Below are 14,108 nucleotides of genomic sequence, written 5' to 3' on the forward strand. Positions count from 1 at the left end.
GAAGATGGCTATAGCAAAGATTATCGTAGATGTACCCTTGATGCAGACAGACCAGCCCTATAGTTATAGGATTCCGGAGGAATTTCTGGGAATGCTGGAGGTTGGGATGCGAGTTCATGTGCCCTTTGGTAAGGGGAATCGCCTGATTCAAGGGATTGTTCTTGGTTTGGAGTCCCAATCAGATGAAGAAGAGATGGAGCAAGATTTAAAAGATATTGCCGAGGTGCTGGATTTTTCTCCTGTTCTCACGCAAGAACAACTCTGGCTGGCTGAGGAGCTCCGCAAATCTGTCTTCTCCTACAAAATTTCCATCCTCAAGGCGATGCTACCGGGATTTCTAAATTCCAGCTATGACAAGATTCTCTATCCTCTGGAAGGTTTGAGTCAGGAAGACCGAGAGCGCTTGTTTGGTTCAGAGGATTCACTAGCCTTTTCTTCTTTAGATTTAGCTAAGCAAGCTGAAATGATGCGTTTGACAAGGAAAGGGTTGCTTGGTCTTGAATATCAGGCGATTGACCAAAAGAAGGTCAAGACTCAGTCCTGGTATGAGGTGAATCTTGCTCAGTTAGAAGATGTCGAGATTTCTGCACGCGCCAAGAAAAAGTTGGAATTGAGAGACTATTTGCTGTCTCATCCGGAGAGTGCTTCCTTGGCTAGTTTGTTAGAGTCCTACTCGCGAGAGCAAGTCAACTTCTTTGTGGAACAAGGAGCTATTACTATAGTTCAAAAGGAAGTTCAACGCTCAGCTGCTTATTTTGAAGGCATTGAAGCAAGTCGACCTTTGGAGTTGAATCCAGAACAAAGACAGGCGCGTGATGCGGTTGTCAGTGCGATTGGCAGTCACCAACCTCCCTTCCTCCTTCAAGGGATTACAGGAAGTGGGAAGACTGAGGTTTACTTGCAGATTATCCAAGGTGCCTTGGATAAGGGCAAGACAGCTATTTTGCTGGTGCCTGAGATTTCCTTGACCCCTCAGATGACGGAGCGTTTTATCGCTCGTTTTGGGGACAAGGTTGCCATTCTTCACTCAGGCTTATCCAATGGTGAAAAGTATGATGAATGGCGCAAGGTAGAACGTGGCGATGCCCAAGTTGTTGTTGGCGCCAGATCGGCCATCTTTGCTCCTCTAAAAAATCTAGGTGTTATGATTATCGATGAGGAGCATGAAGCGACTTATAAGCAGGACAGCAATCCCCGTTATCATGCCAGAGAGGTAGCTATTTTACGGGCTCAGTATAATCAAGCGGCCTTGGTCCTTGGTTCAGCGACACCAAGTCTGGAAAGCCGTGCGCGGGCTGGAAAAGGCGTCTATCAGCACTTATGTCTGACCCAACGAGCTAATCCTTTAGCCACCATTCCTGAGGTTCAAGTGATTGATTTTCGGGACTATATCGGACAAAATGAGACGTCAAACTTTACACCGCCTTTGCTAGAAGCTATCCAAGACCGTCTGGCTAAAAAAGAGCAGGTGGTTCTCATGCTCAATCGCCGTGGTTATTCTAGCTTTGTCATGTGTCGGGAATGTGGGACGGTGGATACTTGTCCCAACTGTGACATTTCTCTGACCTTGCACATGGATACCAAGACCATGAACTGCCATTATTGTGGGTTTTCTAAGGACATTCCTCAGGTCTGTCCTAACTGTAAGAGTCGCAGTATTCGTTACTATGGAACAGGGACTCAAAAAGCTTATGATGAGCTAGCAGAACTCTTTCCTCAAGCCCGCATTCTGCGGATGGATGTGGATACGACCCGCAAGAAAGGCAGTCACCAAGCTCTTCTTGATCAGTTTGGACGAGGAGAAGCAGATATCTTGCTGGGAACTCAAATGATTGCCAAGGGATTGGATTTTCCCAATGTAACCCTAGTCGGAGTTCTTAATGCGGATACAGCTTTGAATCTGCCTGATTTCCGTTCTTCTGAGAGAACCTTCCAGCTCTTGACTCAGGTGGCAGGTCGAGCAGGTCGGGCTGAAAAAGCTGGGCAGGTCTTGATTCAGTCTTACAATCCTCAGCACTACGCTATTCGATTTGCAAAAGACCAAGACTACGAAGGCTTTTATGCCTATGAAATGGGTATCAGACGCCAACTTGGTTATCCACCTTACTATTTCACGATTGGCATTACCCTCTCTCATAAGAAAGAAGAAGAGGTGGTCAAACGTGCCTATGAAGTTATGAGCGTTTTGCGGTCAGGTTTGTCTGAAACCAGTAACATTCTAGGGCCAACACCCAAGCCTATTGCTCGTACCCACAACCTTTATCATTACCAGATTTTAATTAAATACCGTTTAGAAGATGAGCTTGGTCCGACCCTCAACCAGGTCTTGGCACTGACTCAAGAACGAGAAAATAGTGAGCTCCGTCTCAGCATTGACCATGAGCCACAGCAATTTTTATAAGAAGGAGAAGATATGACAAAACTAATCTTTATGGGGACCCCCGACTTTTCAGCAACAGTCTTAAAAGGACTTTTGACAGATGACCGTTACGAAATTCTAGCTGTTGTAACCCAGCCAGACCGTGCTGTAGGCCGTAAAAAAGTCATCCAAGAAACCCCAGTCAAGAAGGCCGCCAAAGAGGCAGGACTTCCTATCTACCAACCTGAAAAACTATCTGGAAGTCCAGAGATGGGAACTATTATGCAGCTAGGAGCGGATGGAATTGTGACTGCTGCATTTGGGCAGTTTCTTCCAAGTAAACTCCTTGATAGCATGGACTTTGCGATCAATGTTCACGCTTCTCTTCTTCCTAAACATCGTGGTGGAGCGCCAATCCATTATGCCTTGATTCAAGGGGATGAGGAAGCTGGTGTGACCATTATGGAAATGGTTAAGGAAATGGATGCAGGGGATATGATTTCCCGTCGTAGTATTCCGATTACGGATGAGGACAATGTCGGCACCTTGTTTGAGAAATTGGCGCTAGTTGGTCGTGATTTGCTTTTGGATACTTTGCCTGCCTATATTGCTGGTGATATCAAACCTGAAGCGCAGGATCCAAGTCAGGTCACTTTCTCGCCAAATATCAAGCCAGAGGAAGAAAAACTGGACTGGAACAAAACCAATCGTCAACTCTTTAACCAAATCCGTGGAATGAACCCGTGGCCTGTTGCCCATACTTTCCTTAAGGGCGACCGCTTTAAGATTTATGAAGCCCTACCAGTAGATGGTCAGGGAAATCCAGGAGAGATTCTCTCTATCGGCAAGAAAGAATTGATTGTCGCAACAGCTGAAGGAGCTTTGTCTCTCAAACAAGTTCAGCCTGCTGGTAAGCCTAAGATGGACATTGCTTCCTTCCTCAACGGAGTTGGACGTACATTGACTGTAGGAGAACGATTTGGTGACTAAAGTAGAAACGGCTAGAAGTTTAACCCTAGCAGTGCTAGAGGATGTTTTTGTCAATCAAGCATACTCAAATATTGCCTTAAATAAGCATCTCAAGGGAAGTCAACTTTCGGCAGCAGACAAGGGCTTGGTGACAGAGATTGTCTACGGAACAGTAGCCCGCAAACTCACCTTAGAATGGTATCTATCCCACTTTATCGAAGACAGAGATCAGTTAGATAGTTGGCTTTATATCCTTCTTCTCATGAGTGCTTACCAGCTCCGCTATTTGGACAAGATTCCAGACCATGCTGTGGTCAATGAAGCAGTAGAATTGGCCAAAGTCCGTAAAAAAGGCAGTGAAAAATTGGTCAACGCTGTCCTTCGCCGTATCTTGCGTGAAGGCTGGCCAGATATTACTAGCATCAAACGTAAAAACAAGCGTGATTCCATAGCCTATTCTCTTCCAGTTTGGCTAGTTGCCAAGCTCAAAGAAGAATACGGCGAAGAGCGAGCGCAAGCTATTTTTGAAAGTCTTTTGGTGCGCAACAAGGCCAGTATTCGTGTGACTGATTTAAGCCGAAAAGAGGAAATCCAAACCTTGTTGGAGGCCAGTGATTCATCCTTGTCTCCTTCTGGTCTTGTTAAGGAGCAGGGGCATTTTGCAGGCCATGATTTGTTTGCAGATGGAGCGATTACCATCCAAGACGAGTCCAGTCAATTGGTTGCGCCAACTTTGAATTTGCAGGGAGATGAGCGAGTGCTTGATGCTTGTGCGGCTCCAGGTGGGAAAACAGCCCATATAGCCTCTTATCTCACGACAGGTCAGGTTACTGCTCTAGATTTGTATGACCATAAGCTGAGCTTGATCCAAGAAAATGCAGAGCGTTTAGGTGTAGCAAACCGTGTCCAAACCCAAAAATTGGACGCCAGAAAGGTGCATGAGTTTTTTGGTCAGGATTCTTTTGATAAGATTTTGGTGGATGCTCCCTGTTCAGGAATCGGTCTTTTGCGCCGAAAACCAGATATCAAATACAATAAAGAAACGGCAGATTTCGCGTCCTTGCAGGAAATTCAGCTAGAAATATTAGGTAGTGTTTGTCAAACACTACGCAAAGGTGGTATAATAACTTATAGTACCTGTACTATTGTCTCAGAGGAGAATTTTCAAGTCGTTGAGGCGTTTTTAGAAAGTCATCCTGAGTTCGAGCAGGTAAGACTAGAACATGAATGTAAGGATATCATGAAAGACGGCTGTATCCTCATTACACCTGAATTGTATGGAAGTGATGGATTCTTCATCAGTCAATTTCGCAAGATATCGGATTAGGAAGGAACTGACACATGGAAATTTCATTATTAACAGATGTTGGTCAGAAACGGACAAATAACCAAGACTATGTCAACCACTATGTCAATAGAGCTGGGCGTACCATGATTATTTTAGCTGATGGGATGGGAGGTCATCGCGCAGGGAATATCGCTAGTGAAATGGCGGTAACAGACCTAGGTATAGCTTGGGTCGATACCCAAATCGATACAGTCAATGAAGTGCGTGAATGGTTCGCCCATTACCTAGAAATTGAAAATCAAAAGATTCACCAGCTTGGTCAGGATGAAGCTTACAGAGGCATGGGAACTACTTTGGAAGTCCTTGCTATTATTGGCAATCAAGCTATCTATGCTCATATTGGTGATTCGCGTATCGGCTTGATTCGTGGAGAAGAATACCATCAGTTGACGAGCGACCATTCTTTGGTCAATGAATTGCTCAAGGCTGGTCAATTGACACCTGAAGAAGCTGCTAGCCATCCACAGAAAAATATTATTACTCAATCTATCGGTCAAAAAGATGAAGTTCAACCTGATTTTGGAATGATTACCCTTGAGCCAGGTGACTATCTCTTGCTCAATAGTGATGGTTTGACTAACATGATTTCAGGCAGTGAGATTTGTGATATTGTAACCAGTGATATTCCTTTGGCAGATAAAACAGCGACGCTTGTGCGTTTTGCTAACAATGCAGGAGGTTTAGACAACATTACGGTTGCCCTTGTTTCTATGAACGAGGAGGATGCAGAATGATCCAAATCGGCAAGATTTTTGCCGGACGCTATCGGATTGTGAAACAGATTGGCCGAGGAGGCATGGCAGATGTCTATTTGGCCAAGGATTTAATTCTAGACGGAGAAGAAGTGGCAGTGAAGGTCCTGAGGACCAACTACCAGACGGACCCGATAGCTGTAGCTCGTTTCCAGCGTGAAGCGAGAGCTATGGCAGATCTAGACCATCCTCATATCGTTCGGATAACAGATATTGGTGAGGAAGACGGTCAACAGTATCTTGCAATGGAGTATGTTGCTGGACTAGACCTCAAACGCTATATCAAGGAGCACTATCCTCTTTCTAATGAAGAAGCCGTCCGTATCATGGGACAAATCCTCCTAGCCATGCGTTTGGCCCATACCAGAGGAATTGTCCACAGGGACCTGAAACCTCAAAATATCCTCTTGACACCAGATGGGACTGCCAAAGTCACAGATTTTGGGATTGCGGTAGCCTTTGCTGAGACGAGTCTGACTCAGACTAACTCTATGCTGGGTTCGGTTCATTACTTGTCACCAGAGCAGGCGCGTGGTTCTAAGGCAACTGTACAGAGTGATATCTATGCCATGGGTATTATTTTCTATGAGATGCTGACAGGCCATATCCCTTATGACGGGGATAGTGCGGTGACCATTGCCCTCCAGCATTTCCAGAAACCATTGCCATCGGTTATAGCTGAGAATCCATCTGTGCCTCAGGCTTTAGAGAATGTTGTCATCAAGGCAACTGCCAAGAAATTGACAGATCGTTATCAGTCAGTTGCAGAGATGTATGTGGACTTGTCTAGTAGTTTGTCTTATAATCGTCGCAATGAGCCTAAACTGGTATTTAATGATACGACTAAGGCGGACACCAAGACTCTACCAAAGGTATCCCAGAGTACCTTGACCTCGATTCCTAAGGTGCAAACACAAAGTCCGAAGCCACAGGCTGCGAAGCCGAGTCAGCAGGTTTCAGAAGACAATTACGCAACCAAGCCTGTTAAGAAACGGAAATTTAGAGTTCGCTATATGATTTTGTTGGCCAGCATTGTATTGGTGGCAGCTTCTCTTATTTGGATATTATCCAGAACTCCTGCAACCATTCCCATTCCAGATGTGGCAGGTCAGACAGTGGCGGAAGCCAAGGAAACCCTCAAGAAAGCCAATTTTGAGATTGGCGAGGAGAAATCAGAGGCTAGTGAAAAGGTGGAAGAAGGGCGGATTATCCGTACAGATCCTGACGCTGGAACTGGTCGAAAAGAAGGAACGAAAATCAATTTGGTTGTCTCATCAGGTAAGCAATCTTTCCAATTGAGCAACTATATCGGCCGTAAATCGACCGATGTTATCGCAGAACTCAAGCAGAAGAAGGTACCTGAAAATCTCATCAAGATAGAGGAAGAAGAATCAAGCGAGAGTGAAGAAGGAACAGTTCTTAGACAGAGCCCGTCAGCTGGAACAACTTATGATTTGAGTAAGGCCTCAACAATTACTTTAACTATTGCTAAGAAAGTAACCAGCGTTGCTATGCCAAGTTATATAGGATCTAGTCTTGAATTTACTAAAAATAATCTCGTTCAAATTGTCGGTATTAAAGAAGCCAACATTGAAGTTGTAGAAGTTACCACAGCTCCTTCCGGAACTGCTGAAGGTACCGTTGTTGAACAGAGTCCAAGAGCGGGTGAAAAGGTAGATTTGAATAAGACACGCATCAAGATTTCAATTTACAAACCGAAAACACCGCCGTCAACATCATCATCAGCACCAGCCCAACGTGGAAACCAAGGTTCTACTACAACACCAAGTCAGGGGAACCAGCAAGGAAATCAACGAGGAGATACTCATTCTACTAATCAATCAAGTAGTGAGGGAAGCCACGAAAATTCACGTAATTAAATGAATCTTTGTCATGATTTCATGGCAAAGATTTTTTTTGACTCCAGATTTGTGATAGAATAGAGGAAGTTGATAAAAGGAGGAAAGTATGGAAGAATCAAGAGAATTAAATGCCGTCATCGATCTGATTATGTTAGCTGGAACCATTCTTCTCAAAAGTGGCTCAGAGATTCATCGTGTAGAAGATACCATGATTCGGATTGCGCATTCGCAGGGGATTGTGGATTGCAATGTTCTTGCCATGCCTGCTGCCATCTTTTTCTCCATTGAAAATACCAATATTTCGCGAATGAAACGCGTGACCTCATCTTCTTATAACATCGAAAAAGTCTGTGATGTGAACCAAATTTCTCGTCAGTTGGTAGGAGGAAATCTTGATTTAAAGACAGCCTTCAAGCAATTGAAGGCCTTGCAAGCCCAACCCCTTCCTTATACTAAGTTGCAGGTAACTTTGGCTGCAACCTTTAGTGCTCCTTTCTTTTCGATTATGTTTAGTGGAAATATCTACGACGCACTTGGGGCAGGAGTGGCTACCTTATTTGGTTTTGCCTTTTCCCTCTATGTAGAGAAGTTTATCCGAATTCCCTTTGTGACATCCTTTGCTGGAGCCTTTGTTTTTGGGATGATAGCCCAGTTTTGGGCTCGCTACACAGGCTTTCCTTCAACGGCAGATTTGATTATAGCTGGTGCGGTCATGCCGTTTGTACCAGGTATTGCCTTGACCAATGCGGTTCGTGATATTATGACCAACCACATAAACTCTGGTATGAGTAAGATGTTTGAATCCCTGCTCATTACCCTTGCTTTAGGGGCGGGAACTTCTGTCGCCTTGGTATTGATGAACTAATATGACACTAACAACCTTTTTATTACAAGCAGTAGCAAGTCTTCTTGCTATAATCACTTTTTTAATCGTACTCAATGTTCAACGTTCTATGCTCTTACCAGGAGGAATTTTGGGCATGGCTGTCTGGCTAATTTATCTTTTGCTCAAGGAACCGACCAATGTTATTGTGGCTACTTTTATTGCAGCCATTATCGGTTCTTGTGTCAGCCAGATTTTAAGTATTCTTTATAAGACACCTGCTGTAGTCTTTATCTTGGCAATCTTGGCACCTCTGGTTCCGGGTTATCTCTCCTATCGGACAACTGCCTTTTTTGTGACGGGAGATTACAGTCATGCCATTGCTAGTGCAACCTTGGTTGTTATGTTGGCTTTGGTGATTTCCATTGGAATGGCTAGCGGAACAGTGATTCTTAGACTGTATTCTTACTTACGAAAACAGCATAATCGTTAGACTAACAAGAGACTTGATTTGGTGAATCAAGTCTTTTTTCTCTCTTTTACTGCTATTTGTGATAAAATAGTATAGAACGATTTTTTACAATGAATGATAAAACAGAGGTAAATATGACAATCGGTATTGATAAGATTGGTTTTGCGACCGGTCAATATGTCTTGAAATTACAAGACTTAGCAGAAGCGAGGGGAATTGACCCTGAAAAATTAAGTAAAGGACTCTTACTCAAGGAATTGAGTATTGCGCCCCTAACTGAGGATATCGTGACCTTGGCGGCCAGTGCAAGTGATTCTATTTTAACGGAGCAAGAAAGAGCAGAAATTGATATGGTCATTGTAGCTACTGAGTCAGGAATTGACCAAAGTAAAGCTGCAGCCGTCTTTGTGCATGGTTTGCTGGGCATCCAGCCCTTTGCTCGTAGTTTCGAGATTAAAGAAGCCTGCTATGGAGCGACAGCTGCCCTTCATTATGCCAAATTGCATGTGGAAAATTCTCCAGAGTCCAAAGTTTTGGTTATTGCCAGTGATATTGCCAAATATGGTATTGAAACACCTGGAGAACCCACTCAGGGTGCTGGAAGTGTGGCTATGTTGATTACACAGAATCCACGCATTATGGCCTTTAATAATGACAATGTAGCTCAGACTCGTGACATCATGGATTTCTGGCGTCCAAATTACTCAACAACCCCTTATGTAAATGGTGTCTATTCTACCCAGCAATATCTAGATAGTTTGAAAACGACTTGGCTTGAATACCAAAAACGCTACCAGCTTACCTTAGATGATTTTGCTGCGGTTTGCTTCCACTTGCCTTATCCTAAATTAGCGCTAAAAGGCTTGAAAAAAATCATGGATAAGAGCCTGCCGCAAGAGAAAAAAGACCTCTTGCAAAAGCATTTTGACCAGTCTATTCTCTACAGTCAAAAGGTGGGAAATATCTATACAGGTTCCCTCTTCCTTGGACTCTTGTCTCTCTTGGAAAATACAGATAGCTTGAAGGCTGGGGATAAAATTGCCCTTTATAGTTACGGAAGTGGTGCTGTGGCTGAGTTCTTCAGTGGTGAATTGGTTGAAGGATATGAAGCTTATTTGGATAAAGACCGCTTGAACAAGCTCAACCAACGAACTGCCCTATCTGTTGCAGACTATGAAAAAGTCTTCTATGAGGAAGTAGACTTAGATGAAACAAACTCTGCCCAGTTTGCTGGCTATGAAAATCAAGATTTTGCCTTGGTTGAAATTGTTGACCACCAACGCCGTTATAGCAAGGTTGAAAAATAATGAAGATAAGTTGGAATGGATTTTCTAAAAAATCATACCAAGAGCGCCTCGAGTTGTTACAAGCTCAGGCGCTCCTTAGTCCTGAGAAGCAAGTGAGTTTGGAGCAGGATGAACAGATAAGTGTGACTGTGGCAGACCAGCTGAGTGAGAATGTGGTGGGAACTTTTTCTCTGCCTTATTCGCTGGTTCCAGAGGTCCTTGTCAATGGTCAGGAATACACAGTTCCTTATGTGACAGAAGAACCATCTGTGGTTGCTGCGGCCAGCTATGCAAGTAAAATCATCAAGCGAGCAGGTGGCTTTACTGCTCAAGTCCATCAACGCCAGATGATTGGGCAGGTAGCCCTTTATCAAGTTGATGATCCTGATCTAGCTCAAGTGCAGATTGCCAGCAAGAAAGCAGAACTCTTGGAGCTTGCCAATCAAGCCTATCCTTCCATTGTTAAACGCGGGGGCGGGGCGCGTGATCTACGTGTAGAACAGTTCAAAGGTGAAACAGACTTTCTCGTTGTTTATCTCCATGTCGATACCCAAGAAGCCATGGGAGCCAATATGCTCAACACCATGCTGGAAGCCTTGAAACCAGTCTTAGAAGAACTCAGTCAGGGACAGAGTCTCATGGGGATTCTATCAAACTACGCGACCGATTCTCTAGTGACTGCAAGCTGTCGCATCGCCTTTCGTTACTTGAGCCGCCAAAAGGATCAAGGACGAGAATTTGCGGAGAAGATAGCCTTGGCTAGCCAGTTTGCGCAGGCTGATCCTTATCGAGCAGCTACTCATAATAAAGGGATTTTTAATGGTATTGATGCCGTTTTGATTGCCACTGGTAATGACTGGCGTGCCATTGAAGCCGGGGCCCATGCCTTTGCCAGTCGAGATGGACGTTATCAAGGTCTCAGTCAATGGACACTGGACATGGAAAGAGAAGAATTGGTCGGTGAGATGACCCTGCCCATGCCTGTAGCGACCAAGGGAGGCTCTATCGGCCTCAACCCTCGTGTGGCTCTCAGTCATGAGCTACTGGGAAATCCATCTGCCAAAGAATTAGCCCAGATTATCGTGTCTATCGGTCTTGCCCAAAACTTTGCAGCCCTCAAAGCCTTGGTGAGTACAGGAATTCAGCAAGGTCACATGAAATTGCAGGCCAAATCCTTGGCTCTCCTCGCAGGTGCTAGTGAATCTGAGGTAGCTCCCCTAGTAGAGCGTCTTATTGCAGATAAAACCTTTAACTTAGAGACAGCCCAGCGCTATCTCGAAAACTTAAGATCATAAAAAACTCAGACGAAGGCAGTCTGAGTTTTCTTGTGCTTATACTCAATGAAAATCAAAGAGCAAACTAGGAAGCTAGCCGCAAGCTGCTCAAAGCACTGCTTTGAGGTTGTAGATAAGACTGACGAAGTCAGTTACATATATCTACGGTAAGGCGACGCTGACGTGGTTTGAAGAGATTTTTGAAGAGTATTAAATACTTTTTCCTGGTAATAGGGTGACTGGTAAGAAGTAACCAGTTGTCGCGACTTCCTTACCTTCGATTTTTTGTAAGAGTAGGTCAACAGTGAGTTGGGCAATCTCTTGCATAGGTTGCTTCACAGTCGTCAAATGAGGATAGTAATTCTCGATAAAGTAGGTACCATCATAGCCGATGACCTTGAGCTCTTCAGGAACAGAAATGCCCAGCTCTTGAGCGATTTTAATGACCAGAATAGCTGTCAAATCATCCGAAGCAAAGATGGCATCTGGTTTTTGACGGGTCAAGATATTCTTGATTTCCATTTCTTTTCTGACAGGAGAAAAGTCACTGGAAACATTGATAATAGGAGCTTTTGGGAGTACGGATGCAAAGCCAGCGTGGCGTAGCCCAGTTGGCGAATTGGAATTGTCATTCCCTGTAATCATAATGATAGACTGGGCACCTGTCTTAACCAAGGTCTGGGCAGCAAGAACTCCACCAGCGTAGTTGTCAGAAGAAACGACTGGAATGTCTGGAGACAAGTTTCGGTCAAAGGAAATAATCGGCGCCGTCACACGATTGTAGTCTTCGATTCCCAAGTTGTGACTACCAGAAATGATGCCGTCCACCTGATTGGCTTCCAACATTTCGATGTATTCGCGTTCCTTCTCAGAATCATGCTCACTGTTGCAGATGATGGTCTTGTAACCATTCTTAAAAAGTTGGTGTTCCAGCTTATCAATCAATTCTGCATAGAAAACATTGGAAATATTAGGGAAAATCAAGCCGATTAACTTAGCTGATTTTCCTTGCAGACTACGAGCTAGGTTGTTGGGTTTATAGCCCAATTCTCGCATGGCTTCATTAACCTTTTGAATGGTTTTTTCAGATAGATAGCCTTTTTTATTGATAACCCGAGAAACGGTAGTAGGGCTGACGCCTGCAAGTTTGGCGACATCAGTTAGTTTTGCGACCATAATCTAATTCATAGTAAGTTCCAGTTGGGTTTCCAGATTTGATCAGGATACCATTTTGGTCCGCATGTGGGAAGACACGACCGGAAAATACTTTTTCTCCTTTATTGATGAAAATTTCAAAGACAGAGTTATCGATGAAAATTGTAGCAGTAGTAGCCTGATTCTCGATAGGGCAAGAACGAGTTGTCCCAAATTCTTGAGCGTACTGTTCACCAGCCTGGCTACGATCTACTGTCACTTGACCATTTACAAGGTCAAAGTTGATGGAAAGTCCCTTGCCTTCTTTATCAGCAAGTAAGATAATCTCGCTCTGGCTATTGGCTTCCAAGTTGAGTTCAAGTTCGTAAGTGTTATTGGTTTGGGCACGGTTTGAGAAGGATTCTTCAGATGCACGAAGGTCCTTGATAGCTGGGACTGGGTATTGGTAGAGTTTGCCGTCTTTGATAGTCAGTTCTTTGACCAAAGAGAAGGTTCCTTGGTGGTCAAAACGGTCAGATGGGTAAGAAACATCTGGTAATCCAAGCCAGCTAACAGCTAGAGCACGTCCGTCAGGAGCGTTGAAGGCTTGAGTTGCATAGGCTTCGAAACCATAATCCATGTTTTGAAGCTGAGACACATCTACCATTTTGGCATTTTCAGGGTCAAAGGAGGCCCCAATCTTATACATATTTGGATAGATATTGTCGTAGTCTAGAACATCCTTATCCAATCCTTGTGGACAGTAGAGAAGGACAGGTTGCTCCCCTACAAAGACCAGATTTGGGCATTCCATCATGTAGGCAGTGCGGTCGTTAGAAAAGTCAAGATTGCCAACTGCTTGCCAGTTTGTGTAGTCGTTGGCTACAGCTTTATAAAGACGAACGAATCCTTTTTTCTCTAAGTCCTGACCACCGACGATAGCATAATATTGACCTTTAAAGTTAAAAATTTGTGGATCACGGAAGTGATCAGTAGAGTCTGCTGGCTGGTCAATCAAGATCTTGTCAATCTTTGTAATCTTGCCATCCTTATCCATCGAAGCTCCAATCTGGTAAGGGTGACGGATCCAGTTTTCATCGCGGACATTTCCTGTATAAAATAGGAACAAGTTATCGCCAAACTGCATGGCAGAACCAGAGTAGGCGCCGTGGCTATCTAATGGAGTATCTGGCAAAACTTTGACTCCAGTTTCGCTAAAGTGAACCAAATCATCACTTTCAAGCTGTACCCAAGATTTTAAACCGTGGGCTGCACCAAAAGGGAAGTTCTGATAAAAAACAATCCACTTGCCATCAAAGTAAGAAAAGCCATTTGGGTCGTTGAGAAGTCCTGTTTTTGGCTCAACATGGTAATGAGTATGCCATGGAGATTGTGCCATATTTTCCTTTATATGTTGAATTTCTTCTTGCGTCCAATCTTGATAAAGTCTGTAACGACGCTCAGTTGTCCATTCCATTCATTCATTCCTCCGAAAATCTTATCACTTTTAATAGTAACCGTTTTCGATAAAAAATGCAAGCCTTTTATGTTAAAAAAGAGAAAAAACTGTCATACGTTTATCATAAAATAAAAGCAGGAAATCAATCATCTATCTACAGAAAATTGAAAGAAAATGAAACAAAATCCTTTTTAACTCAGATTTTAAACTATTTTTTTAAAGAACACTTTCATAAAACTCTCATAATCTATCAAAACAAAAGACTTTGCACTAGGAAACAAATATTTTTTCTGCAAAACGCTTGACATATTTTTGAAACATGATAAAATATAAGTCGTAGGGCGAATAAAATCGCTTTCAAACAATAACA

General features: G+C 43.6%; 11 protein-coding genes. 9 read left to right on the forward strand and 2 right to left on the reverse strand.

From position 1 onward, the window contains the following. The first annotated feature begins 4 nt into the window (after nucleotides 1-4). From QM424_RS02910 to QM424_RS02950, 9 genes are all read left to right on the forward strand, one after another. Nucleotides 5-2,401 (forward strand): primosomal protein N', encoded by a 2,397-nt coding sequence (locus tag QM424_RS02910; protein ID WP_261018792.1) that lies wholly within the window; start codon nucleotides 5-7, stop codon nucleotides 2,399-2,401. A gap of 12 nt (nucleotides 2,402-2,413) precedes the next feature. After that, nucleotides 2,414-3,349: a methionyl-tRNA formyltransferase gene (gene fmt, locus QM424_RS02915; RefSeq protein ID WP_261083237.1), complete on the forward strand. Its 936-nt coding sequence runs from the start codon at nucleotides 2,414-2,416 to the stop codon at nucleotides 3,347-3,349. Next, nucleotides 3,342-4,655: a 16S rRNA (cytosine(967)-C(5))-methyltransferase RsmB gene (gene rsmB, locus QM424_RS02920; protein ID WP_203175979.1), complete on the forward strand. Its 1,314-nt coding sequence runs from the start codon at nucleotides 3,342-3,344 to the stop codon at nucleotides 4,653-4,655. The genes fmt and rsmB overlap by 8 nt, the downstream gene beginning before the upstream one ends. Before the next feature lie 14 nt (nucleotides 4,656-4,669). Beyond that, nucleotides 4,670-5,410: a Stp1/IreP family PP2C-type Ser/Thr phosphatase gene (locus QM424_RS02925; protein WP_203175980.1), complete on the forward strand. Its 741-nt coding sequence runs from the start codon at nucleotides 4,670-4,672 to the stop codon at nucleotides 5,408-5,410. Then, the gene (gene pknB, locus QM424_RS02930) at nucleotides 5,407-7,308 is read left to right on the forward strand and encodes a Stk1 family PASTA domain-containing Ser/Thr kinase (protein ID WP_203175981.1); all 1,902 of its coding nucleotides are present in this window, start codon (nucleotides 5,407-5,409) and stop codon (nucleotides 7,306-7,308) included. The genes QM424_RS02925 and pknB overlap by 4 nt, the downstream gene beginning before the upstream one ends. Nucleotides 7,309-7,396: 88 nt before the next feature. Next, nucleotides 7,397-8,155, forward strand: a complete 759-nt coding sequence (locus tag QM424_RS02935) for a threonine/serine exporter family protein (protein ID WP_045612174.1) — start codon at nucleotides 7,397-7,399, stop codon at nucleotides 8,153-8,155. Between the two features lies 1 nt (nucleotide 8,156). Continuing rightward, a complete protein-coding gene (locus QM424_RS02940) occupies nucleotides 8,157-8,606 on the forward strand; it encodes a threonine/serine exporter family protein (RefSeq protein ID WP_004239205.1) in 450 nt (149 codons plus the stop codon). A gap of 113 nt (nucleotides 8,607-8,719) precedes the next feature. Beyond that, nucleotides 8,720-9,892, forward strand: coding sequence for a hydroxymethylglutaryl-CoA synthase (locus QM424_RS02945; RefSeq protein ID WP_261060511.1), 1,173 nt, complete (start codon nucleotides 8,720-8,722; stop codon nucleotides 9,890-9,892). Further along, nucleotides 9,892-11,166, forward strand: coding sequence for a hydroxymethylglutaryl-CoA reductase, degradative (locus QM424_RS02950; RefSeq protein ID WP_261060429.1), 1,275 nt, complete (start codon nucleotides 9,892-9,894; stop codon nucleotides 11,164-11,166). The genes QM424_RS02945 and QM424_RS02950 overlap by 1 nt, the downstream gene beginning before the upstream one ends. 189 nt (nucleotides 11,167-11,355) lie before the next feature. Here QM424_RS02950 and QM424_RS02955 read toward each other — a convergent pair whose 3' ends face one another. Continuing rightward, nucleotides 11,356-12,321, reverse strand: coding sequence for a LacI family DNA-binding transcriptional regulator (locus QM424_RS02955; RefSeq protein ID WP_261011929.1), 966 nt, complete (start codon nucleotides 12,319-12,321; stop codon nucleotides 11,356-11,358). Further along, nucleotides 12,302-13,756 carry a sucrose-6-phosphate hydrolase gene (locus QM424_RS02960; protein ID WP_414392908.1) on the reverse strand — a complete coding sequence of 485 codons (1,455 nt, stop codon included), beginning with the start codon at nucleotides 13,754-13,756 and terminating at the stop codon, nucleotides 12,302-12,304. The genes QM424_RS02955 and QM424_RS02960 overlap by 20 nt, the downstream gene beginning before the upstream one ends. Nucleotides 13,757-14,108: the final 352 nt, after the last annotated feature.

Source organism: Streptococcus mitis (assembly GCF_047464945.1).
Lineage (GTDB): Bacteria > Bacillota > Bacilli > Lactobacillales > Streptococcaceae > Streptococcus > Streptococcus mitis_EA.